The 23,707-nt window shown below is 71.3% G+C and carries 18 protein-coding genes; 7 read left to right on the forward strand and 11 right to left on the reverse strand.

Annotation, left to right across the window (positions count from 1 at the left end):
* Positions 1-2: 2 nt before the first annotated feature.
* The 4 genes from BM314_RS24025 to BM314_RS24040 form a co-directional block, all read right to left on the reverse strand.
* On the reverse strand, positions 3-2,141 hold the full coding sequence (locus BM314_RS24025; protein ID WP_170868168.1) for a TonB-dependent receptor: 2,139 nt from the start codon (positions 2,139-2,141) through the stop codon (positions 3-5).
* A 225-nt stretch (positions 2,142-2,366) separates the two neighbouring features.
* Entirely contained in the window at positions 2,367-2,813 is a 447-nt protein-coding gene (gene nikR / locus BM314_RS24030; protein ID WP_091980728.1) for a nickel-responsive transcriptional regulator NikR, read from the reverse strand.
* A 350-nt stretch (positions 2,814-3,163) separates the two neighbouring features.
* On the reverse strand, positions 3,164-4,783 hold the full coding sequence (locus BM314_RS24035) for a PepSY-associated TM helix domain-containing protein (protein WP_091980730.1): 1,620 nt from the start codon (positions 4,781-4,783) through the stop codon (positions 3,164-3,166).
* A gap of 10 nt (positions 4,784-4,793) precedes the next feature.
* Positions 4,794-7,136: a TonB-dependent siderophore receptor gene (locus tag BM314_RS24040; protein WP_091980732.1), complete on the reverse strand. Its 2,343-nt coding sequence runs from the start codon at positions 7,134-7,136 to the stop codon at positions 4,794-4,796.
* Positions 7,137-7,460: 324 nt separating this feature from the next.
* Here BM314_RS24040 and BM314_RS24045 point away from each other — a divergent pair, with 324 nt between their 5' ends.
* Positions 7,461-8,285 (forward strand): 2-keto-4-pentenoate hydratase, encoded by an 825-nt coding sequence (locus tag BM314_RS24045; RefSeq protein ID WP_091980736.1) that lies wholly within the window; start codon positions 7,461-7,463, stop codon positions 8,283-8,285.
* A gap of 101 nt (positions 8,286-8,386) precedes the next feature.
* The gene (locus BM314_RS24050) at positions 8,387-8,623 is read left to right on the forward strand and encodes a hypothetical protein (protein ID WP_091927668.1); all 237 of its coding nucleotides are present in this window, start codon (positions 8,387-8,389) and stop codon (positions 8,621-8,623) included.
* Positions 8,624-8,647: 24 nt separating this feature from the next.
* On the opposite strand, the gene BM314_RS24055 is transcribed toward BM314_RS24050, so the two are convergent.
* Both BM314_RS24055 and BM314_RS24060 read right to left on the reverse strand, forming a co-directional pair.
* Positions 8,648-9,355, reverse strand: coding sequence for a response regulator (locus BM314_RS24055; protein WP_020094318.1), 708 nt, complete (start codon positions 9,353-9,355; stop codon positions 8,648-8,650).
* Positions 9,352-9,879 (reverse strand): MarR family winged helix-turn-helix transcriptional regulator, encoded by a 528-nt coding sequence (locus tag BM314_RS24060; RefSeq protein ID WP_020094317.1) that lies wholly within the window; start codon positions 9,877-9,879, stop codon positions 9,352-9,354. The genes BM314_RS24055 and BM314_RS24060 overlap by 4 nt, the downstream gene beginning before the upstream one ends.
* A 215-nt stretch (positions 9,880-10,094) precedes the next feature.
* Between BM314_RS24060 and BM314_RS24065 the strand changes: the two genes are divergently transcribed.
* The gene (locus BM314_RS24065) at positions 10,095-11,462 is read left to right on the forward strand and encodes an 8-oxoguanine deaminase (RefSeq protein WP_091980737.1); all 1,368 of its coding nucleotides are present in this window, start codon (positions 10,095-10,097) and stop codon (positions 11,460-11,462) included.
* Between the two features lie 154 nt (positions 11,463-11,616).
* Here the strand turns inward: BM314_RS24065 and BM314_RS24070 are convergent, their stop codons facing one another.
* The 4 genes from BM314_RS24070 to BM314_RS24085 all read right to left on the reverse strand — a co-directional run bounded on the left by BM314_RS24070 (position 11,617) and on the right by BM314_RS24085 (position 18,555).
* Positions 11,617-13,290 carry a formate--tetrahydrofolate ligase gene (locus tag BM314_RS24070; RefSeq protein WP_020094314.1) on the reverse strand — a complete coding sequence of 558 codons (1,674 nt, stop codon included), beginning with the start codon at positions 13,288-13,290 and terminating at the stop codon, positions 11,617-11,619.
* Positions 13,291-13,550: 260 nt separating this feature from the next.
* A complete protein-coding gene (locus tag BM314_RS24075; RefSeq protein WP_091980740.1) occupies positions 13,551-14,510 on the reverse strand; it encodes an OmpA family protein in 960 nt (319 codons plus the stop codon).
* 223 nt (positions 14,511-14,733) lie between these two features.
* Positions 14,734-16,602, reverse strand: coding sequence for a tetratricopeptide repeat protein (locus BM314_RS24080; RefSeq protein WP_091980742.1), 1,869 nt, complete (start codon positions 16,600-16,602; stop codon positions 14,734-14,736).
* A 279-nt stretch (positions 16,603-16,881) separates the two neighbouring features.
* Positions 16,882-18,555 (reverse strand): electron transfer flavoprotein-ubiquinone oxidoreductase, encoded by a 1,674-nt coding sequence (locus BM314_RS24085; RefSeq protein ID WP_091980744.1) that lies wholly within the window; start codon positions 18,553-18,555, stop codon positions 16,882-16,884.
* Between the two features lie 237 nt (positions 18,556-18,792).
* Here BM314_RS24085 and BM314_RS24090 point away from each other — a divergent pair, with 237 nt between their 5' ends.
* On the forward strand, positions 18,793-19,701 hold the full coding sequence (locus tag BM314_RS24090; RefSeq protein WP_091980746.1) for a uracil-DNA glycosylase: 909 nt from the start codon (positions 18,793-18,795) through the stop codon (positions 19,699-19,701).
* 155 nt (positions 19,702-19,856) lie between these two features.
* A complete protein-coding gene (locus BM314_RS24095) occupies positions 19,857-20,768 on the forward strand; it encodes a KPN_02809 family neutral zinc metallopeptidase (RefSeq protein WP_091980749.1) in 912 nt (303 codons plus the stop codon).
* Positions 20,769-20,915: 147 nt separating this feature from the next.
* Here the strand turns inward: BM314_RS24095 and BM314_RS24100 are convergent, their stop codons facing one another.
* Positions 20,916-21,176 carry a hypothetical protein gene (locus BM314_RS24100; RefSeq protein ID WP_020094308.1) on the reverse strand — a complete coding sequence of 87 codons (261 nt, stop codon included), beginning with the start codon at positions 21,174-21,176 and terminating at the stop codon, positions 20,916-20,918.
* A gap of 195 nt (positions 21,177-21,371) precedes the next feature.
* Here BM314_RS24100 and BM314_RS24105 point away from each other — a divergent pair, with 195 nt between their 5' ends.
* Both BM314_RS24105 and BM314_RS24110 read left to right on the forward strand, forming a co-directional pair.
* On the forward strand, positions 21,372-22,994 hold the full coding sequence (locus BM314_RS24105; protein WP_091682716.1) for an ABC-F family ATP-binding cassette domain-containing protein: 1,623 nt from the start codon (positions 21,372-21,374) through the stop codon (positions 22,992-22,994).
* Positions 22,995-23,191: 197 nt separating this feature from the next.
* A complete protein-coding gene (locus tag BM314_RS24110) occupies positions 23,192-23,671 on the forward strand; it encodes a hypothetical protein (protein WP_026605110.1) in 480 nt (159 codons plus the stop codon).
* Positions 23,672-23,707: the final 36 nt, after the last annotated feature.

A 23,707-nucleotide genomic window follows, 5' to 3' on the forward strand; every position in this document is an offset into this window, starting at 1 on the left:
GGTCAGAACCGCCCGGCGATCGTCAGGCGCACGGCCGTGGGCTCCACCGGGTGGAAGACGCGGTCGATCAGCCCCTCGGCGGGCTCGCCCGGAAGGCGCGAGACGTAGGCGTAGGTGATCTGGTCGGCCTTGCTGTTCGTCAGGTTGAGCACGTCCAGCGAGACGCTCACCCCGGTGTCGAACAGGTAGCCGATGCGGCCGTTGAGCAGGGCGGTCGCCCGGGAGCGGATCGCGTTGTCCTCGATGAGCGGGCGCGGCCCGAAATAGCGGACCCGCAGGCTCCCGAACCAGCCGAGGGGCTCGCCGAAGGTCACGCCCGCCGACGCGATGGTCGTGGGGGCCTCCGGCACCCGGTTGCCCGCCGGGTCGTAGCTGGAGAACCGGGCGTTGGTGATCGTCAGATCCCCGTCCAGGGACAGCCACGGCGTCACCGCGTAGCGGTTCGTCCACTCGACGCCGAACCGGCGGGTCGGGCGGCTCGGCTCCGTGGTGCCGGTGTCGCCCTGGAAGATGTTCTCCGAGGCGAAGTCGAGCCGGAACAGCGCGAGGCTCGTCTCCAGCCCGGCGATCGACCGGTTGCGCAGGCCGAGCTCGTAGCCCGTGGAGGGCACCAGGAAGGGCGACCGGGTGATGTTGAACAGGGGGCTCGCGGGATCGACCGTGGCGGTGACGCCGCGCGCGTCGTTCGAGTGGAAGCCGCCGCCGTAATTCACGTAGATCTCGGTGTCGGACCACGGTCCGAGCACGAGGCCGAGCTTCGGGTTGACGATGCCGTCGGTGGCCCGTCCCGAGTTCGCCGGCGTGTCCGAGCGGACGTCGGCGTAGTAGCCGTCCGCCCGCACGCCGACGCTCGTGCGCAGCCACTCGGTCCAGCGCACCCGGGTGTCGAGGTAGAGGGCGCCGCTCGATTCCAGCACGCGGTCGTCGAGCACGGTCGAGCGGTACCAGCGGAAGGCGGTGTTGAACAGGCCGACGCGGATCGAGTCCGTCCGCGTCTGGGCGCCGACCTCGACCTCCAGCGGCCGGCCGAACAGGTCGCCCTGGAAGATGTGCAGAACCTCGCCGCCGCCGAGGACGCGCTGGTCGAGCTGGTGGAACTGGTCGCCGCCGACGGGATCGTTGAGGAAGTAGGTGAAGTCGTTGAACAGGTTCATCTGGTAGCGGATCACGTAGGCCGAGGCCCGGGTGATGCCGGTGTCGTCCGTGGCGCTGAACCGCCCCGACAGGGAGAAGCGGGCGGTGTCGCCGCCATCCGCGGGGTTGAGGGTGCCGTAGCGGCCGATCAGCCCCGCGCCGACGGCCCGCTCCGGGATCTGGTTGGTGGCCGTCCAGCGGGACGCGTAGGCCATGCCGGTGACTGCGAACCCGTCCAGCGCCGTGCCCTGGCTGTAGCGGGCGACGCCGTTGAGCTTGCGCAGCGCGTCCGGGACGGTCCACGGCCCGTCGTAGACCTGCGCCTCGCCGGCCACCAGAAGGGTGCCCTCGCCCAGCGGCGCCGAGGCGATCGACAGGGCCCGCTTGTAGCCGAAGCTGCCGATCGAGGTCAGCGCGAGATTCTCCCGCACGCTGTCGAGATAGTCGATGCGCACCGAGCCCGCGGAGGCGAAGTCGCCGTCGCGCACGAAGTACGGCCCCTTGTGGTACTCCACCGCGCCGACGAGTTCGGGGATGAGGAAGTTGAGGTCGGCGTAGCCCTGGCCGTGGGCGTGGGTGCGCATGTTGACCGGCATGCCGTCGACGCTGATGGCGATGTCGGTCCCGTGGTCGAGGTTGAAGCCGCGCAGGAAGTACTGGTTGGCCTTCCCCTCCCCGCTGTGCTGGGAGACGATCAGGCCCGGCACTGCCTCCAGCACCTCGCCGGGCCGCGTGACCGGGCGGGCGTTGAGGACCGCCCCGCCGATGAGGCCGGCGCTGGCCGCGTCGACGCTCAGCAGGGCGCCGCCGATCCCGGTGACGCCGCCGACATAGCCGGCGCTGGCGCCGGGCCCGTCCGTCGCGGGGATGACTGGAGGCGCCGCGGGGACCACCGAGATCTCGGACAGGGTGACGGCCGACGGTGTCGGGGCGCCCTCACCCGGCGCCGCCCAGCCGCGCCCGTCGGTCGCGACGACGAGGCCGCCCGCGGCGAGCAGCCGGGTCACGGCGCGGAGGCCTGGGGCGGCAGGCCGGTGGCGGCAGACAGGACGGGAAGTCGAGCGGGAAGTCGGGCGTGACACCGGCAGACCGGGCGAGGCGTGGCGATCCGCGGACTCTCGCACGCCGCCCGTATGATAAACATACGAAAAAATCATACGGGCGGATTAGGCCGGCCGTGTTGCGCGTGGGGCGCAGCCGACGGGGCGCTGGATCGCGGGCGGGGGGCGCCCTCACCCCGGGCCGTCGTTGCCGTGGCCCGGATGGGCGTGGGCGTCGTCACCCTCCGGGATGAGGTGCAGGTGACCGTAGCGGACGCCGCGCTGCGTGACGACGGCGTCGGCGTAGCTCTGCATCCGGGCCACCGGCCCGCGCAGGACCGCCACCTCGAGGCACGCGTCGTGGGTCAGGTGCACGTGCAGGCTGGCGATCGAGACGCCGTGCTCATGCCCCTCGCCGGTCAGCCGGCGGGCCAGGTCGCGGGTGCCGTGGCTGTAGACGTAGCTCAGGGCCCCGTAGCAGGCCGCCGATCCGCCGGTCTCCGCGGCGCGGGCCGGCGCCAGGGCGTCGCGGACGATGTCGCGCACCGCCTCCGAGCGGCTGCCGTAGCCGCGCCGTGCGCAGAGGTCGTCGACCGCCGTCAGCAGGGCGTCGTCGATGGTGATGGTGATGCGCTGCATGCCCGTCCTGCCGCTCCCGGGGCCTTCTGGTACGGGGACGCGGGGCCCGTGAACAGCCGCAGGGCCCGCATCGCCCGGCGCGGCAGAAAAAGAGCCCCGAGGGCCGCGCCTCGAGGCTCAAGTTCTGGGTCTCGGGGACATGTCCAGCGTGCGCTTGGGATGGACCGCGCTGGAACGCCTGGGCCGAAGGATCAAGGGCGTGAAAATCGACGACACAGGCGCGACCGGCTGGCATGCCGGCCGAACCATTCTGCACAGATACAGTCGACGCGCATCCGATATATGTCAGGCTTCGGGAGTTATTTTGAATTAATTCGCCGCACTGGGTTCAATATACCAGTTCAATTTTATCATATCGGCTCCCGATCTCCCGGTACCGGCATACCGGGCCGGGCCTGGTCCCGCCGCGCGTGCCCCGCGATCGAGAGCCCGGCGGCCTTTGCGGGGCCGCGGGACGCTCCGCCGCGCCGCGCGATCGTGCGGACCGCGAGCAGGATGAGGGCGGCGAGGGCCAGCATCGCGCCGTCGAAGGCGAGGAAGACCGGCTCGACCGGCGCGTCGCCGCCGAGCCGGAGCGCGACGAGGCGCCCGACATCCGCGGCCGCGACGGCGCCGTACAACGCGGCCGCCGCCGTCAGCGTCTCCGGCCAGACCCGCCCGGCCGGGCGCAGGAGCGCCGCCACGGCGACGAGAAGCCAGACGGCGAAGAAGGCCCCGACCTCCCACTCCGCCCGCGCGGGCAGCGCGGCGGGGAGCAGCCGGTTGGCAAGGAAATAGGCGGCGACGGCCGCGGGCAGGCCGGCGATCGTCGCGACGTTCAGGCCCTGGACGAGGCGCAGGCCGAAGCCCCGGGGCGCGTCCCCCTTGGGCAGGCGCGCCACCGCCCAGAGCAGCAGCCCGGTCGCCACCATGGCGCTGCCGGCGAGGCCGCACAGGAAGAACAGCACCCGCAGGGCCGGGCCGGCGAAGTGCGCCTCGTGCAGGCCGACCATCGCGGTGAACGTCTTGGTCGCCGGCCGCAGGCCGCCCGCGCGCACCTCCAGGACCGCGCCCGTCACGCCGTCGAAGGCGATCTGCGGGTGCTCGTGGGAGAGGCCGTGCGGCTCCTCGAACACCGCCACCACGGTGGCGCGCGCGTCCGCCGGGTTGACCACCGTGATCCGCTCCAGGGGTTCCGGCCGCATCGCCAGGGCGCGGACCACCAGCGGCCCGACCGGCACGAGCGTGCCGGGCTGGCCGGCGGGCGGGCGCGGCGCGGTGATCTGGCCGGACTCGGCGAAGTAGCGCTGGCTGTCGCCGCGATAGGCCGTGTTCAGGCCCCAGGGCACGTACATCACCATGAGGGTGGCGAGCCCGGTATAGGTGATCATCAGGTGGAACGGCAGGGCGAGCACGCCCGTGACGTTGTGCGCGTCGAGCCAGCCCCGCTGGGCGGACTTGTCCCGGCGGAAGGTGAAGAAGTCGGCGAAGATGCGCCGGTGGGTGACGATCCCCGAGATCAGCGCCACCAGCATGATCATCGCGCAGGCGCCGACGATCCAGCGGCCCCAGAGCGGCGGCAGGTTCAGCTCGAAGTGGAAGCGGTAGAGGAAGTCGCCGCCGCGCGTCGCCCGCACCGCCGCCGGCGCGCCGCTGTCGGGATCCAAGAGGACGTGGCCGGGCGGGCGGCCCGGGCCGGTCCGCCAGAACAGCTCCAGCACCGGCCGGTCCGGCCGCGGCAGCGCGAGGAACCACGTCCGCGCGCCGCCCGCATGGGCCTGCAGGTGGGCGACGCCGCGCTCGGCCGCCGCCGCGAGCTCCGCCGGCCCGAAGGTCCGGTCGGTGCGGAGCTCGGGCCGCATCCACTGCGAGATCTCGGGCCGGTAGTAGCTCGCCGTGCCCGTCACGAAGACGGCGAACAGCACCCAGCCGACGACGAGGCCCGACCAGGCGTGGAGCCACGCCATCGACTGCCGGAAGGTCTTGCCCACGGCGGCCGCCTCACCAGCGGTAGCGCAGGGTCGCGTAGACCGTGCGCGGCAGGCCGTAATAGCAGCCCGAGTAGGTGAAGCAGCCGGTCACGTAGCGCTCGTCGAGCAGGTTCTGCACGTTGATCTGCGCGCTGAGGCCGGCGAGCCGCGGGTCGAGGTGCTTCATGTCGTAGGAGGCGACGGCGTCGACCAGCACGCTCTCGGGCACCTGGAACGTGTTGGCGGGATCGCCCCAGGACGGGCCGAGGTAGCGCACGCCGCCGCCGAGGCCGAGGCCGATGAACGGGCCGTCGGTGAAGCGGTAGTCGACGAACAGCGAGGCCGTCGTGTCCGGCACCTGCACCGGCCGCAGGCCCTGGAGTGGCACCTGCCGGCGGGTCAGGTCGTTCGTGGTGAAGCCGGTGTCGCGGACGTTGCGGATGTCGAGGAGCGAGAAGCCGCCGATCAGGCTGAGGCCCTCGGCAAGGGTGGCCCGCGCCTCGAACTCGACGCCCTGCACGCCGACCTCGCCGGTCTGCACGACGAAGCCGGGATTGACCGGGTCGGTGGTGGTGGCGTTCGAGCGGCGGATGTCGAAGAACGCGGTGGTCAGTAGGATGTCGGTGCCGGGCGGCTGGTACTTGATGCCGGCCTCGTACTGGTTGCTGGCGATCGGGACGGGGATGCGCCCGGCCGAGCCGAAGGCGGCGTCGAAGATCCGCCCGTTGACGATCGGCTCGAACGCCTCGCTGTAGGAGACGTACGGGGCGACGCCGCTGTCGAACAGGTAGAGCAGGCTGGCGCGGCCGGTGAAGGCCTCGGCCGGGACGTCCTGGATGGTCAGCCCGTTCGGCGCGAAGGTGCGGGTCGGGCCGGTCTGCCGGGCGGTGTCGTAGCGGCCGCCGAGCGTCAGGATGAAGCGGTCGAACTTCGCCTGATCCTGGAAGTACACGCCGGTCTGCTGCGCGTCGATCCGCGAGGTCGACGTGAAGGCGGGGAACCGGATCGGCAGGTCGTGGTCGGGGGCGAGGGCGTTCAGGCTCGTCGTCGCCGGGAACGGGCCGGTGACGGACCGCGTGCTGAAGGTCCGGTGGTCGACGCCGAGCAGCGCCGTGTGGGCGATCGGGCCGGTGTCGAAATCGGCGATGAAGTTGTTGTCCATCGTGTAGGCTTCGATGTCGACCTGGGTGCCGCCGACCGACCGGCCGATGATCGGGCCGCTCGTGTACGGGCCGTTGACGTCGCCGAAGGTCGTGAACACGCTGCGGTAGTCGCCGTTCGAGCGCAGGTAGCGGCCGGCCGAGTGGAAGCGCAGGTTCTCGGTGATCCGGTGGTCGAACAGGTACTCGACGGAGGCCTGCGTGCGATCGGAGCGCTCGATGGTGCGGTCGCCGTCGTAGAAGTTCACCGGCAGCCGACCGAAGACGCCGCTGCCGAAATTGCGCGGGAACACCGTGCCGACGGCCGGGAAGCCGCCGTAGAAGCCCGAGAACGGGTCGCGCTGGTAGTTGGCGATGACCGTGAGCGAGGTGTCGGCGGAAGGCCGCCACGTGAGGCTCGGGTTGATGAAGGCGCGCTCGACCTTGGTGGTCACGGCCGGGCCGTCGCCGTTCCAGCCGAGGCCGATGACCCGGTAGGCGAACTGGTCGGCGAGACCCGGGATGTCGGACGCGATCGGGCCGCCGACGTCGAAGCCGCCGCGGACCTCGCTGAAGCCGCCGCCCTGGACGAAGATCTCGCCGTGGCGGACGAATTGCGGGACCTTCGAGACGAGGTTGACGAGGCCGCCCGGACCGGACTGCCCGTAGAGGACCGAGGCCGGCCCCTTGATGATGTCGACCCGCTCCAGGCGGTAGGGATCGACGCTGGGGAAGGCGTCGCGGTTACCGGGCAGCGCCATGTTGTCGAGGAAGATCGGCGCGGTGAAGCCGCGGATGTAGAACTGCTCCAGGCGCGTCGAGCCGGCGCCGCCCCGCTGCTCGGTGGTGACGCTCGGCGTGAAGCGCAGCGCCTGGTTGATGGTCAGGGCGTTCTGATCCTCGATCTGCTGGCGCCCGATGACCGACACCGACTGCGCGGTCTCCAGGATCGGCGTGTCGGTCTTCGTGCCGACCGTACTGCGGCTGGCGACGTAGCCGGGCACCGGCCCGGTGGCCCCGCCGCGCCCGTACAGGTCGCTGTTCAGGCTGCGCCCGCGCGCCTCGCCCGTCACGCTGAGTTCGGACAGCTCGATGTCCGTGGCGGGCGCGGGCTGGGCGAGCGCGGCCGCCCCGAGCGTGAGTATAGATGTCGACGATACAAACCCGATTCGGAGCAGCCTCTCCGCATGATCGAACGCGCGCGACCCGGCCCGGTCACTGACATATCTCGACATTGTACCGACTCTAAACAGGAATTACTGGGCGAAGATACGCGCCGATGCCCAGCTATCACGGATCCGTGAGCAGTATGTGCCTCCGATGACACATCTTTAAGAAACGTATTTTGGTATTCCTCTAATGAAAATATGCTGCGGGCGGCGGGGCCGGGAGCGAACGCCCCGGGAGCGCGCTCCGCGCAGGGGACGGGCCGGCGAGCGTCGGCGGCGCAGCGACAGAGCGCGCGTTCCCGGCGACGGTCACCTCGGGTAAGATCGGCCGGCCGCGCTGGAGGCGGCCCGGCGCGGGTGCCGCCCCGTCGGCCCTCACGCCGTGCGCCGATGACCGAGCCGATCTCCGCCGCGGCCCATGCCCGCACGATCCTCTCCGCGCACGAGCATCGCCGCCCGATCGCGCCGCTGACCGACTGGGATCCGGCCCTCGACCTGCCGGCGGCCTATCGGGTGGCCGAGGCGGTCCGGGTCCTGCGCGGGGAGCGGGGCGAGCGGCCGGTCGGCTACAAGATCGGCTTCACCAACACGACCCTGTGGGAGCGCTACGGCGTCCGCGCGCCGATCTGGGGGCACGTCTACGACACGACCCTGCGCGACCGGGCCGCCCTGTCGGGGCCGGTGCCGCTCACCGCCTTCGTCGAGCCGCGGATCGAGCCGGAGATCGTGTTCGGGCTGGCGCGCGCGCCCGAGCCCGGCATGGATGCCGCGGCGCTGATCGCCTGCCTCGACTGGGCGGCGAGCGGCTTCGAGATCGTGCAGTCGCTCTATCCGGGCTGGCGCTTCGCGGCGCCCGACACCGTCGCGGCCTTCGGGCTGCACGGGCTGCTGGTGGTGGGCGAGCGGGTGCGGATCTCCGCGGACGCGCGATCGGCCTGGCTCGGCGAGCTCGCGGGCTTCACCGTCGAGCTACTGCGGGACGGGGCCGTCGCGGACCGGGGCGGTGGCGGCTGCGTGCTCGGGACGGGGCCGCTCGCGGCCCTGGCCCACCTCGTCGATGCGCTGGCTAACGATCCGGTGGCCCCACCGCTCGCGGCCGGGACTGTCGTCACGACGGGCACGCTGACGGACGCGCTGCCCGTCGCCTCCGGTCAGCGCTGGCGCACGCGCCTCGACGGGCTGCGGCTTCCCGGCATCGACCTTGCCCTGATCTGAGAGACCCGGCACGGGTTATCGTGCCGGGTGCGTGCGGTTTCCCGGCCGGCTCCGGGTCTCAGGCATTGGTGATGGTTAGCCGACATGCCAAATGCTGGACCATGCCTGGACGCCCGCGGCGACGCCACACGACCTTCCTCGTCTCCGTCACCGCGGAGGGCGCCGGCGCCGCGCCCGGCGCCACGGTCTACGCGGTGATGAAGCCCAGCGCCGAGGAGGCGGTGGAGGCCGTCCGCGCCCTCGCCGGCCCGTCGGCCAGCCTCGCGATCGTGGGGAGCCTGTCCACCCGGATCGCCAAGGCCCTCAAGCTGAAACCCGACACGCCGCGGGTGGTCTGAGCCGCCCGGCGGCCCGCAGGCGGCTCAATCCACCGCGAGCCGGTAGCCGACGCCCCGCACAGTCTGCAGGAAGACCGGGTTGGCGGGATCGACCTCGGTCTTGCGACGCAGGCGGTTGATCTGCACGTCGACGGTGCGCTCCGCCGCCGCGCCGCCCGGACCGGCGAGCTGCTCGCGCTCGACATTGGCGCCGCCCGCCGTCGCCAGGATCGTCAGGATCTCGCGCTCGCGCTCGGTGATGCGGATCAGCTCGTCGTCCCGGCGCAGCTCGCCCCGGTCGATCCGGAACGCGAAGGGCCCGAAGGTCACGGCCTCGGCGGAGGCCGCGCGGGGCCGCACGCTGCGCTTGATGATGTTGTTGAGCCGCAGCGTCAGCTCCCGCGGCTCGAACGGTTTTGGCAGGTAATCGTCCGCGCCGATCTCCAGCCCCATCACCCGGTCGTTCGGGTTGGAGCGGGCCGTGAGCATCAGGATCGGCACGCGCGAGGTCTCGCGGACGCTGCGCGCGTAGTCGAAGCCGTTCTCGCCGGGCATCATCACGTCGAGCACCATGGCGTCGAACACGACGCTCTGGGCCCGGGCGCGCGCCTCCGCGGCGCTCGCCGCCGCGGTGACCCGGAAGCCCTGGTCGGTGAGGTAGCGGGCGAGCAATTCGCGCAGGCGGCGGTCGTCGTCGACCACGAGGACGTGGGGCGCCTCGTCGGGCAGGTCGGACCGGGCGGCGTGGCTCACGCGGGCTCCTCCGCGTCGACCTGCCCCTCGGCCCCGCCCCCGCGCCGCGCCATCAGGCGTTGGACCGCCGGCCGGTCCTCCGGCTCGATCATCGCCATCAGGAAGTCCTCCGGGGAGCCCCGGGCATCCGGCGCCGCGAGCGCCCGGGCGAGGCGGCGGGCCTGGACCCGCGTCAGGTCGGCCGCGAGCCCGGCGCCGGCCTCAGTGCAGTACAGGAGGCGCTGGCGCCGGTCGCTGGAACCGGGCTTCTGCGCGACGTAGCCCTGCCCGATCAGGTCCTTGAGCACCCGGTTCAGGCTCTGCTTGGTGATGCGCAGGATGTCGAGGAGCTCGGCGATCGTCAGGCCCGGGTACCGGTCGACGAAGTGCAGCACCCGGTGGTGGGCGCGGCCGAACCCGTAATCGGCCAGGATCCTGTCCGGATCGCCGACGAAATCCCGGTAGGCGAAGAACAGGAGCTCGATCAGGTCGTCGCTGCCGAGGGCGGCCGGCGCGGCGCCCGGGACGGGTTTCGGCGCGAACATCTCCTCGCGCGGGGCTGTCCGTGTCACGGCGCGGCCGCTCCCAACGGGTGATAGGTCAGTCCCCATGACGTTTCTCAAGGCGGCCGGGGCCCGTCAACCCTGGCCGGGGCGGCCGGGGCGCCGACCGCCCCGGATCCTCAAGCGTGTACCCGCGGGATTGCCCCCGGTCCGACGCCTCCGCTACGCAGGCCCTCGGGCGACGGGAGCGGACGCGCATGGCCGAGGCAGGGGAACCGGGATCGGGACGCCTCTGGATCCGCGACCCGCGCGCCGTCCTGGCCGAGGCCGCCGGCGGCGGGATCGTGGTGGCGGGCACCCGGATCGTCGAGTGCGTGCCGGCGGGCGCGCGGCCCGCCGCGCCCGTGGATGCGACCTTCGACGCGTCGCGCCACGTGGTCATCCCGGGGCTGATCAACACCCACCACCACGCCTTCCAGACGCTGACCCGCGCCCATCCGCTGGCGCTCAACAAGCCGCTCTTCCCCTGGCTGGAGGCGCTCTACACGGTCTGGGGGCGGATCACCCCGGAGGCGTTCCGGCTCGCCACGCGGGTCGCCTTCACCGAGCTGCTGCTCTCGGGCTGCACCACGGCGGGCGACCACCACTACCTGTTCCCGAAGGGCCTCGAGGCGTCGATGGACATCCAGGTCGCGGAGGCCCGCGACCTCGGGATCCGGGCCGCGCTCACCCGCGGCTCCCTGAGCTTGTCCGACCGGGCGGGCGGCCTGTCGCCCGCGGCCCTGACTCAGGACGACGACGCGATCCTCTCGGACTGCGAGCGGGTGCTGAACCTGTTCCACGATCCCGCCCCCGGGGCGATGGTGCAGATCGCCCTCGCCCCCTGCTCGCCCTTCTCGGTGACCGAGCGCCTGATGCGCGCGAGCGCGGAGCTCGCCGCCCGCAGCGGGTGCCGGCTGCACACCCATCTCGGCGAGACGCGCGACGAGGAGGCCTATTGCCAGCAGATGTTCGGCTGCCGCCCGGTGGAGTACCTCGAAGAGGTCGGCTGGCTGAGCGACCGGGTCTGGCTCGCGCACGGCATCCACTTCACCGATGCCGAGGTCGCGCGGCTCGGCGCGGCCGGCGTCGGTGTCTGTCACTGCCCGACCTCGAACATGACCCTGGCCTCGGGCCGCTGCCGCACCTGCGAGCTGGAGGCGGCGGGCGCGCCCGTCGGCCTCGGCGTCGACGGCTCGGCCTCGAACGACAGCTCGAACCTGATGGAGGGGGTGCGCCACGCCCTCATGATCAACCGGCTCACCTACGGGGCGGAGGCCGTGACGCATCTCGACGCCCTGCGCTGGGCGACCGAGGGCTCGGCCGCCTGCCTCGGCCGCTCCGATATCGGCCGGATCGCGCCGGGCCGCGAGGCGGACCTCGCCCTGTTCACCCTGGACGAGCTGCGCTTCTCCGGTGCCCACGACCCGCTGGCGGCGCTCGTCCTGTGCGGCGCCACCCGGGCCGACCGGGTGATGGTCGCGGGGCGCTGGCGGGTGATCGACGGGCAGCCGCTCGGAGTCGATACCGGGATGCTGCGCGAGGCGCATTCCCGGCTGGCAGTGGACTTGTTCGGGGACGCGTAGGGGCGGCCCCTGATCCGACCCGCTCCGTCATCGCGAGCGCAGCGACCCAGGGCAGCGCGCGATCTCCGGATGCGGTGTGTCCCTGGATTGCTTCGCTCCGCTCGCAACGACGAACGGCGGGGCCCGCCCGTGGGCGAGCCCCGTGCGACGTTTCTCAGAACAGCCCGTCGATCTGCCCGTTGGCGTCGAGCCGGATCGTGTCGGCGGCCGGCACCCGGGGCAGGCCCGGCATGGTCATGATCTCCCCGCAGATCGCCACCACGAAGCCCGCGCCGGCCGAGAGCCGGACGTCGCGCACGCCGACGATGTGGCCCTCGGGGGCGCCCATCAGGGTCGGGTCGGTGGAGAAGGAGTACTGGGTCTTGGCCATGCAGATCGGCAGGTGGCCGTAGCCGTCCTTCTCGAAGGTGGCGAGCTTGCCGGCGGCCTTGGTCTCGATCTGGATGTCGGCGGCGCCGTACAGCTTGGTGGCGATCGCCCGGATCTTGTCGGTGAGCCGGCTCTCGGTCTCGTAGGCGTGGCGGATCGGCGCCGGCTCGGCCTGGCTGAGCTTGACCACCGCGCGGGCGAGTTCCTCGGCCCCGGCACCGCCTTCGGCCCAGTGGCGGCAGGTGATCGCCTCCACGTCGAGCCGCTCGCGGCACAGGTCCTTGAGCTTGGCGTGCTCGGCGTCGGTGTCGGCGTGGAAGTGGTTGACGCCGACCACCACCGGCAGGCCGAAGCCGCGCAGGTTGGTGACGTGACGGGCGAGATTGGCGAAACCCTTCTCCAGGGCATCGATGTTCTCGGACCCGAGGTTCTTCTTGTCGACGCCGCCGTGCATCTTGAGGGCGCGGACCGTCGCCACCACCACCACGGCCGAGGGGGTCAGGCCCGCCTGCCGGCACTTGATGTCCAGGAACTTCTCGGCGCCGAGATCGGCGCCGAAGCCGGCCTCCGTCACCGTGTAGTCGGCGAGCCGCAGGCCGGCCCGCGTGGCGATCACCGAGTTGCAGCCGTGGGCGATGTTGGCGAAGGGGCCGCCGTGGATCAGCGCCGGGTTGCCCTCGAGGGTCTGCACGAGGTTCGGCTGCAGGGCATCCTTGAGCAGCACCGTCATGGCGCCGGTGGCCTTCACGTCCTTGAGGGTGACGAGCTTGCGGTCGCGGGTCTCGGCGATGACGATCCGGCCGAGGCGCTCCTCCAGGTCGGCGAGGTCCTTGGCGAGGCAGAACACCGCCATCACCTCGGAGGCCACCGTGATGTCGAACCCGTCCTCGCGGGGGAATCCGTTGGCGACGCCGCCGAGCGACTGGTTGATCGCGCGCAGGGCCCGGTCGTTCATGTCGACGACCCGGCGCCAGTGGATGCGGCGGACGTCGATATTGAGCTCGTTCGCCCAGTAGACGTGGTTGTCGATCAGCGCGGCCGCGAGGCTGTGGGCCGACGTGATGGCGTGGAAGTCGCCGGTGAAGTGCAGGTTGATCTGCTCCATCGGCACGACCTGCGCCTTGCCGCCGCCGGCCGCGCCGCCCTTCATGCCGAAGCACGGCCCGAGCGAGGGCTCGCGCAGGCAGATCATGGTCTTCTCGCCGATGCGGTTCAGGGCGTCGCCCAGGCCCACCGTGGTGGTGGTCTTGCCCTCGCCCGCGGGCGTCGGGGAGATCGCGGTGACCAGCACGAGCTTGCCGGGCTTCCGGCTCTCCAGCCCGGCGATGTAGCCGTGGTCGATCTTGGCGATGTGCTTGCCGTAATTGTGGAGCGCGTCATCCGGGATGCCGAGCTTCTCGGCGACCTGCGCGATCGGCTTCAGGGTCGCGGCGCGGGCGATCTCGATGTCTGACGGCATGGGCCTTCCTCCCTGGGTCGCGGGCACGTGCCCGCCCGCCGGCTCTTGCCGTGCGAATCTCCTGCCGGGCGGGACGCGGCGTGGCCGCCCGCGAACGGCCACGCACTGTGCGTCAAAGCTCGCGAAAATGCGCGTCGATTTTTATGAGCTGGCGGACAAAATACTCTTGTCGATCGCGCTGTCCCCCGCTCCGACGCCGGCGCGCTCCCGGATGGTCCGTCCGAGCCCGGCCGCCGGGGGTCTTCGCGCGCCCGCGCCGCTCAGAACTTGACCAGCTCGACGCGCCGGTTCTGCGCCCGCCCCGCCTCGCTGTCGTCCGCGGCGACCGGGCTGGCTGAACCGAAGCCCTTGGCCTTCAGCCGGTCCTTCGCGATGCCGGCGCCGACGAGCCTCGCCATGACCGCTCTGGCACGGCCGTCGGACAGGGCCTGGTTATGCGAAGCGGCCCCGGTCCCGTCCGTGTAGCCGTTGATCGCGAGCCGCAGGCCGGGATCCGTCCGCAGCAGGGCCGCCACCGCGTCGATCTGCGGGGCGGAGGCCGGCAGGATCTCGGTCCTGTCGGTGGCGAAGTTGACCTGGATCACCGCCTTCCCGGTCTTGTCGAGATCCTGCTTCAGCCGCTCGGCGGGCAGGAGGGCGGCGGTCTGCACGAACGGCTTCGTCTCGAGGATCGTCCAGGCCGCGGTGAAGCTGTCGGGCACGAAATGCACCCAGATCTGCCGGTCCGGCCGACGGATCACCCAGGTCTGGGCGGGCACGTTGTAGACGTCGCCCAGGCCCTCATACATCCCGATCCGGATCTCCTCCGGCAGCGTCTCCGTCACGGAGTTGGGGATCCGGCCGTCGGCGATCTTCCGGCCGCCGGCCTGCGTCAGCACGGCCTCGATGTTCTTCTTCAGCTCGTAGGCAGAGTAGGTCTTGCCGTCCTTGGGACCGATCAGGGACTGGAAGACCTTGCCTTCGACCTCGTGGAGCGCTGCGCCGGTCCAGAACAGGAAATGCCCGAATTCCCGCGTCTCGGGCGGGTTCACCGGCTGGTAGCCGTCGGGCAGCGCGAAGTAGGGAAAGCGACCGAGCGGCGCGTCCGAGACGGGAACGGAATCGAGCGCGAAGGCCTTCGGCGCCGCCGCCGCGTCCTGCGCCCGCGCGGGATAGGCCCCGATCCCGGACGCCGCGCAGGCGAGGGCCAGCAGGACACAGACAGGCTTCAGCGCTCTCACGTCGCACTCCGGAACGTTGCGGAGGCGCGACGATAGCGGGCGCGGATCGGTGGGCAATTAGGTCGCTCGACCTACGGCCTCCGGGCCGCAGCGCGGGCGCCCGAAGCCGCGACAGGGCGGCGGGCGCGGGCCGGATCTCGCGGCCTCGCGTCCCGAAATGGCCCGCGTATCGTCGGGACGGCGCGGCAGCCGCACCGCCCCGAGGCGGTACTTGGCGGGAGGCCTAGCCCCCCGACTTCTTGGCCTTGTCGGCGGAGCCCGGCGCCTCGTGCGGCTGGGGGGCGCCCTTCGGGAGTTCCGGGTTGTCGGGATTGTGCGGGGCGGCGACCGGCGCCGGCACCGTCTCGGCGGTGGCGGTGGGCTTCTCGATGTCGGGCAGCCCGTCCTTCAACTTCGCGTTGATCTGGGTGAGGTCGTCCGGCTCGGGGTTCAGGTCCTTGGCGTGCTGCCACTGGAACTTGCCCTCGAGGCGCCGGCCCGAGCGCCAGTAGGCGTCGCCGAGGTGGTCGTTGATGGTCGGATCGCCGGGCTTCAGCTCGACCGCCTTCTCCAGCTCGCGCACCGCGTCGTCCCAGCGGCCGAGGCGGTAATAGGCCCAGCCGAGGCTGTCGACGATCATGCCGTCCCGCGGGCTCGCGTCGGCGGCCTGCTGCAGCAGCTTGAACGCCTCGTCGATGTTGATGTTCTGGTCGACCCAGGAATAGCCGAGGTAGTTCATCACCTGGGCCTTGGCGGCCGGCTGGTTGGCCGGCACCAGGGACAGGGCCTTCTTCAGGTCGGCCTCGGCCTTCGGCCACTGCTTGGCGCGCTCGTAGGCGGTGCCGCGGAAATAGTAGGTCGTCCAGTAGCTGGATTGCGGCCGGTTCCCGATCAGGTCGATGGCGCGGGTGTAGGTGGCCGCCGCCTCCTCGTACTTCTTGCGGGCGCGCTGCACGTTGCCCAGCGCGGTGATGACGTCGATGTCGTCCGGGTGGGCCTTCATCGCCGCGTCGAGATGGGCCAGCGCCTCGTCGCCCTTGCCCATCTGCTCCAGGTTCAGGCCGATCTGGATGTCGGCGTTGAGCTTGAGCGGGGAATTGGCCGGGATCTGCGCGTAGGCCTCGTTGGCGCGCTCGGGCTGCTTCATCCGGTCGAGCGTGTCGGCGAGCGTCAGCCGGGCCAGCGCGTGGTCGGGGGCGAGGTAGAGGGCGAGCCGCAGGTAGATCACCGCGGGCAGCTCGTCGCCCTGGGTCGAGCCGGCGGAGCCCAGCCCGTACAGCACCTCGGCGGCGCCCTCCTGGGCGGTGCCGATCAGCCGCGTGAGCGGCTTGCCGTCCTTCAGCTTCTCGAGGGCGTCGCGCACCAGCGGGTGGCGCGGCGAGAGCTGATCGAAGTCGGAATAGGCCTGGATCGCCAGGTCGGTGCGGCCGAGGCTGGCCTCCATGCGGGCGTAGGCGTCGACGATGCGCAGGGTGTTGTGGTCGGCGTCGTAGGCGGCCTTGAGGCGGCGCTCGGCCTCGGCGTTGTCGCCGGTCACCGAGGCGATCAGGCCGGCATGGTAGTCCCGGAAGGTGTTGTAGTAGCGCTCGCCCCGGAGCTTGTTGACCGTCTCCAGCGCCTTCTTGCTGTCGCCGGCGCCCGCGTAGGACCAGGCGGTGAGCAGCGTCGCGGTCAGGTCCGTGGCGGCGCCCCGGCCGCTCCGGGAAAAGTTCTGGCGGGCGGCGGCCCACTGGCCGGCCTTGATCTGGCGCACCCCGAGGGAGAGGTTGGCGAGGCCGTTGGTCGGATCGCGGGCGATCAGCTTCTCGGCGGTGCGGAACGCGTCCGGCAGGGCGCCGTCGGCCAGCAGCGAGATGAAGGCGCGCTCGACGAGTTCCGCGTTGCGCGGGTCGGCCTTCACCGCCTCGCGGTAGAAGGTCGCCGCCGCCGCCGTGTCCCGCGACGCGCCCGCGATGTAGGCGGAGAGGAAGTTGCCCTCGAGCGAGTCCGCGGGCTCGTAGTCGAGCACCGGGGTCGATTCCTTCGGCTGCGCGGCGAGCACGGTCTGCGGGAGCCCGGCGGCGAGCAGCAGGGCGAGCGCCGAAACGCTCCGGCGGGCGCGTGTCATCATCATGAACCGATCGCGGCTCCTGGGCGCCGGCCCGTCGGGGGCCGGGCGCGAGAATGGCGGGGCATCCCCGAAAAAACGTTGGGGACACTGAACCCATCCCGCCAGCCCCGCAAGGCGAAAGGATGGCGCGGGGGTTGAGGCCGGGTTGGTCGGCCGTCCCGTCATCGCGAGCGCAGCGAAGCGACCCAGGGCGGCGGGACGTCTGCCCACGGAGCGGTTCACTGGATTGCTTCGTTGCGCTCGCAAAGACGTGAGCCTCGGCCCCTCGGCCGAGGGCTGACCTCACATGTTCGGGTAGTTCGGCCCGCCCGGACCCTCCGGCGTCACCCAGTCGATGTTCTGGTTCGGATCCTTGATGTCGCAGGTCTTGCAGTGGACGCAGTTCTGCGCGTTGATCTGGTAGCGCACGCCGTCGCTGGCTGAAGAATCCTCCACCCACTCGTAGACGCCGGCCGGGCAGTAGCGGCCGGACGGGCCGCCGTAGACGTCGTGCTCGGAGCGCTTCTGCAGCTCCATATCGCGGACCTTCAGGTGGGGCGGCTGGTCCTCCTCGTGGTTGGTGTTCGACAGGTAGACCGAGGAGAGCCGGTCGAAGGTCAGCTTGCCGTCCGGCTTCGGATAGACGATCGGCGTCACCTCCGAGAGCGGCTTGAGGCAGGCGTGATCCGGCTTGCCGTGGGACAGCGTGCCGAACGGCGAGGCGCCGAGGATGCTGGTCGCCCACATGTCGATCCCGCCCAGGCCGACGCCGACCAGCGTGCCGTACTTGGACCAGAGCGGCTTGACGTTGCGCACCGCCTTCAGGTCCTGCCCGATCGGGCTGTCGCGCCATCCGGCCTCGTAGGCGGTGAGCTCGTCGCCGGCGCGGCCCGCCTTCAGGGCGTCCGCGATGGCGTCGGCCGCCTGCATGCCGGACAGCACCGCGTTGTGCGAGCCCTTGATCCGCGGCACGTTCACGAAGCCGGCCGAGCATCCGACGAGGCACCCGCCGGGGAAGACCAGCTTGGGCACCGACTGCCAGCCGCCCTCCATGATGGCGCGCGCGCCGTAGCCGATGCGCTTGGCGCCCTCGAAGGTCTCGGCGATCATCGGGTGGGTCTTGAAGCGCTGGAACTCCTCGAACGGCGACAGGGTCGGGTTCTCGTAGTTCAGGTGCGTGACGAAGCCGACCGAGAGCAGGTGGTCATCGAAGTGGTAGAGCCAGGAGCCGCCGCCGGCCTTGTTGGGCAGCGGCCAGCCCATCGTGTGCTGCACCAGCCCGGGCTCGAACTTGCCGGGCGCGAGCTGCCAGAGCTCCTTCACGCCGAGCCCGTACTTGAAGTGGTCGCTGTGCCGGTTGAGTTCGAACCGCTGGATCAGACCCTTGGTCAGGTTGCCGCGGGCGCCCTCGCCGAACACCGTGTACTTGGCGCGCAGCTCCATGCCGCGGGTGTAGTCCTCGCGCGGCTCGCCGGACCGGCCGATGCCGAGATCGCCGGTGGCGACGCCCGCCACCGCGCCGTTCGCGTCGAACAGCACCTCGGAGGCCGGGAAGCCCGGGTAGATCTCGACGCCGAGCGCCTCCGCCTGGGCGCCGAGGTACTTGCAGACGTTCGAGAGCGAGCCGACGAAGTTGCCGTGGTTCGACATGAGCTTGGGGAAGAACACGTTCGGCAGGGTGATGCCGCTGTTCTTGGTGAGCATCATGAACTCGTCGCGCTGCACCTCCGTCTTGAGCGGCCGCTCCGGGTCCTGGCGCCACTCCGGCAGGAGCCGGTCGAGGCCGATCGGGTCGATCACCGCCCCCGACAGGATGTGGGCGCCGACCTCCGAGCCCTTCTCGACGACGACGACCGAGATCTCCTCGCCGATTTCGGCGGCGCGCTGCTTCAGGCGGATCGCGGTGGCGAGGCCGGCCGGGCCGGCGCCCACCACGACCACGTCGAAATCCATGCTCTCGCGTTCGGGCAGCGCCATCCTCGGGTTCCTTTTCTTGTTCCGGCGCCCGGTTCGTCGCCGGGCCGGCCTTCCTGATGCCGTCTCAAGCGATTCCAAGCTAGAAAGGCAAGTTGCCGACGCTCAAGCTCAAGGCAAAGTTCCCTTTGCCGCAGGGGACGGCGTCACAGCGCTGCGCCGCGCCGCGCTGTTCGGTCACGCAAGTCCTTGCCACCCGGACCGATTCGGCGAGTTGTCCACAGGCCCCGGCGATCCCACATGCTGAGTCCCATGCCGAGCCCCACCGACGCGCAAGCCGACCTGATCGCCTATCTCGACTTCCACGTGGAGGCCGGGGCCGACGCGGCGCTCGACGAGCAGCCGCACGACCGCTTCAACGAGGCCGACACGCCCGCGCCTACCCTGCGCCCGCCGCGCCGGGCGCCCCCCCGGGCCGCCGAGCAGCCGCCGGTCAGCCCGGTCGCCAACACGCTCGTGCCGCCCCCCGGATCGGCGCCCCCGGGCACGGCCGCGCCCACCGCGGCGCCGCGCACCTTCGGCCGCGCCGCCAGCGCCCAGCCCGACGAGGCCGCGAGCGACGCCCGCGCCCGGGCGGGGCAGGCCAAGTCCCTCGACGAACTCGAGCGGATTCTCGCGGATTTCGACGCCTGCCCGCTGCGGTTCACGGCGAAGAACCTCGTCTTCGCCGACGGCAATCCCGAGGCGCGGGTGATGTTTCTCGGCGAGGCGCCCGGCGCCGACGAGGACCGGATCGGCAAGCCGTTCATGGGCCGCTCGGGCCAGCTCCTCGACAAGATGATGAAGGCGGTCGGGCTCGACCGGACGAGCGCCTATATCGGAAACATCGTGCCCTGGCGGCCGCCCGGCAACCGCAACCCGACCCCCCAGGAGGTGGCGGTGTGCCGGCCGTTCGTGGAGCGCCAGATCGAGCTCGTCGACCCGGACATCATCGTCTGCCTCGGCGCGCCCGCGACCCAGACGCTGACCGGCACCAAGGACGGCATCCTGCGGACCCGAGGCCGCCTCTTCCCGTACAAGTTGCCGAGCCGCGAGGTGAAGCTGCTCGCCACGCTCCACCCGGCCTTCCTGCTGCGCCAGCCGGTCCAGAAGCGCCTCGCGTGGCGGGACTTCCGGTCCCTGCGCGCCCTCCTCGACGGGAAAGCGTGACCGCGAGCTTGACCGGAGTGACGGAACCGGCTCTCCCCTCCCGCCATTAGAGCTTCGTTCCCGCTGCTGGCGCGCCATCGGCCGGACACGACGACGCACAGCCAATCCCGGCCCGCCCGAGGCGGCCGGCGCAGCACCGATGGCGGGACCCAACCATGCGCTGGGAAGATCTACGCAGCTCCGACAACGTCGAGGATCGCCGGGGCGAGGGCGGCGGCGGTGGCGGCATGGGCTTTCCCGGCGGCGGCGCCGGCGGGCTCGGCATCGGCACCATCGTGGTGCTGCTGATCATCAGCTACTTCACGGGCATCAACCCGGCGATCCTGATCGGCGGGGCCCAGCAGATCGGCGGCGGCGGCCGCGGCCAGCAGGAGCAGGTCGACCCGCAGACCCAGGCCAAGCGGCGCCAGGCCCCGACCGACGAGAGCGGCCGGTTCGCCTCCAAGATCCTCGGCAACACCGAGGACGTGTGGAGTCAGATCCTGCCGCAGCAGACCGGCAAGCAGTACACCCCGACGACGCTGGTGCTCTACACCGGCGGCACGCGCTCCGGCTGCGGCTCGGCCCAGGCCGCGATGGGCCCGTTCTACTGCCCGCTCGACAAGAAGGTCTATCTCGACACCGGCTTCTTCAAGGAGATGGCCTCGAAGTTCGGCGTGAAGGGCGACTTCGCCTACGCGTACGTGATCGCCCACGAGGTCGGCCACCACGTCCAGGACGTGCTCGGCATCCTCGGCAAGGTCCAGCAGCGCCAGCAGCAGGCCTCCAGCAAGACCGAGGCGAACGCCCTCTCGGTGCGGATCGAGCTGATGGCCGACTGCCTCGCCGGCGTCTGGGCCAAGAACTCCAACGACAAGTACGCCGAGCTCGAGCAGGGCGACATCGACGAGGCGCTGAACGCCGCCGCGCAGATCGGCGACGACGCGCTGCAGCAGCGCTCGCGGGGCTACGTGGTGCCGGATTCCTTCACCCATGGCTCCTCGGCCCAGCGCCAGCGCTGGTTCATGGCCGGCTACAAGAGCGGCCAGACCAAGTCCTGCGACACGTTCCGGACGGCCAATAACTGAAGGCGGATCGCGGCTTCACGAGCCGCCCCCGTCATCGCGAGCGCAGCGAAGCGACCCAGGGTAACGTGACGTCGCCGGATGTGGCGCCGCTGGATTGCTTCGCTGCGCCCGCGATGACGGCGCGCCGAGACCCGGCGGGCACGGGCCTCACCCCCGGCTCAGCCGCCGCGCGTTCGCCTGGACCTTCCGCCGGTAGCTGCGGATCACCTTGCCGTTCGAGGCGCCTGCGGCGAGCATGAGGGCCGCCTCGCCGGCGGCCAGCATCTTCTCCGTCACCATGAGCTGCGCCTCGGCCTGGGCCGCGGGGCCGCCGAGGGCGAACATCGCCATGCGCTGGGCGATGACGCCCTGCGCCTCCAGCCCCAGCATGGCCATGTCCATGCCCGTCATCCACCAACCGAACAGCATCGCGATCCTCATGTTGCCCAGGGCAACGGCCGAGCCTCATCCTGGGTCCCGGGATGCGCCCAGGCCTGCGCCGGACGCAAGCGTTATCCCGCACTGCGGCACCCTGCCTTTGCGCCGCGTCGGCCGATGCCGTAAGCGGCCGGGATACTCCCGGACACCTTCCGGACAGCGACCTCCCGGACAGCGCCCGCCGCCATGATACGCCTGGACAAGATCACCAAGCAGAACGGGCGGCAGCTCGTCTTCATCGAGGCCTCGGCCGCCCTCCAGCGGGGCGAGAAGGTCGGCCTGGTCGGCCCGAACGGGGCCGGCAAGACCACCCTGTTCCGGATGATCATCGGCCAGGAGCAGCCCGACGAGGGGCAGGTCGCGGCCGACCGGGGCATCACCATCGGCTATTTCAGCCAGGACGTCGGCGAGATGTCGGGCCGCAGCGTCGTCACCGAGGTGATGGACGGCGCCGGCCCGGTGAGCGCGGTCGCGGCCGAGCTCGCCGAGCTCGGCGCGGCGCTCGCCGACCCGGACCGCGCCGACGAGATGGACGCCCTGGTCGAGCGCTACGGCGAGGTCCAGGCCCGGTTCGAGGAGCTCGACGGCTACGCCCTGGAGGGCCGGGCCCGCGAGGTGCTCGACGGGCTGAGCTTCAGCCAGGAGATGATGGACGGCGACGTTGGCGCCCTCTCGGGCGGCTGGAAGATGCGCGTCGCGCTCGCGCGGATCCTGCTGATGCGCCCGGACGTGATGCTCCTCGACGAGCCGTCCAACCACCTCGACATCGAGAGCCTGATCTGGCTCGAATCGTTCCTGAAGGCCTACGACGGCGCCCTGCTGATGACCTCGCACGACCGCGAGTTCATGAACCGCATCGTCACCAAGGTCATCGAGATCGACGGCGGCGCGCTGACCACCTACTCGGGCGACTACGCCTTCTACGAGGGCCAGCGGAAGCTCAACGAAGCGCAGCAGCAGGCGCAGTTTGAGCGCCAGCAGGCGATGCTGGCGAAGGAGATCGCCTTCATCGAGCGGTTCAAGGCCCGGGCCTCCCACGCCGCCCAGGTGCAGAGCCGGGTGAAGAAGCTCGACAAGATCGAGCGCGTCGAGCCGCCCCGGCGGCGGCAATCGGTGGCCTTCGAATTCCAGCCGGCACCGCGCTCGGGCGACGACGTCGTGATGCTCAAGGGCGTGAACAAGCGCTACGGCAGCCGCACGATCTACGAGGGACTCGACTTCTCGGTGCGGCGCAAGGAGCGCTGGTGCGTGATGGGCATCAACGGCGCCGGCAAGTCGACGCTGCTCAAGCTCGTCACCGGCACCACCGCGCCCGACGACGGCTCGGTCACGGTCGGCGGCAGCGTCAAGCTCGGCTACTTCGCCCAGCACGCCATGGACCTGCTCGACGGCGACCGCACGGTGTTCCAGACCCTGGAGGATTCCTTCCCGCAGGCCGGCCAGGGGTCGCTGCGGGCGCTGGCCGGCTGCTTCGGCTTCTCGGGCGACGACGTCGAGAAGCGCTGCCGGGTGCTCTCGGGCGGCGAGAAGGCCCGGCTGGTCATGGCGCTGATGCTCTACGACCCGCCGAATTTCCTGGTGCTCGACGAGCCGACCAACCACCTCGACATGGGCACCAAGGAGATGCTGATCGAGGCGCTGGCCAATTACGAGGGGACGATGCTGTTCGTGTCCCACGACCGGCACTTCCTGGCCGCCCTCTCGAACCGGGTGCTCGAGGTCACGCCGGAGGGCATCCACCAGTACGGCGGCGGCTACACCGAGTACGTGGCCCGCACCGGCCAGGAGGCGCCGGGCCTCCGGAGCTAACGGTCCGCTCCGTCCTCGCGGGCGCAGCGAAGCGACCGAGGACAGCGCGTCCCGGCGAGGCCCGGCGCTGCTGGATCGCTTCGCCGCGCTCCCGAGGACGGCGGAGGGTTCCGGCCGGAAGCCCTGCGACCGGCGCGCCGCTATCGCCCCCCGACGCCCCGCGCTAGGCTGCGCCGAAACGGCCCGGGTGAGACGCCGTGCGACGCCTGCTGAAATTCCTCCACACGATGGGGTCCGCGGGGCTGCTGGGGGCCATGGCGTCCCTGGTCGTCATGCTGAGCCTGTCGCCCGCGCCGTCCGCCCTAGCGGGCTACGCGGCGACGCGGGGCGCGATGGGCGCGGTCGCCACCTGGATCTTCCTGCCCGCCCTGGCGGTGACGCTGATGTCGGGCCTGCTGGCGATGGCGCTGAACCGCGCCTTCCTCAACGCCGGCTGGGCGTGGGTGAAGCTCGCCACCGGCGTCCTGATGTTCGAGGGTGGGCTGGTCTACGTCCAGGGCCCGATGAAGCAGGAGGCGGAGCAGAGCGCCCGCGCGCTGGCGGGCCTCGTCGATCCCGCGGTGCTGGCCGTCTCGCTGACCGGCGAGCGCGGCACCCTCTGGGTCCTGCTGGCGGTCGCGACCGCGAACGTGGCGCTCGGGATCTGGCGGCCGCGGATCCTGCGGATCCCCCAGTAGCGACGCCGGGTCGGGCCCGATTCCAGCTCGATTGGT

This window comes from Methylobacterium sp. 13MFTsu3.1M2 (assembly GCF_900112625.1).
In the GTDB taxonomy this organism is placed as follows: Bacteria; Pseudomonadota; Alphaproteobacteria; order Rhizobiales; family Beijerinckiaceae; genus Methylobacterium.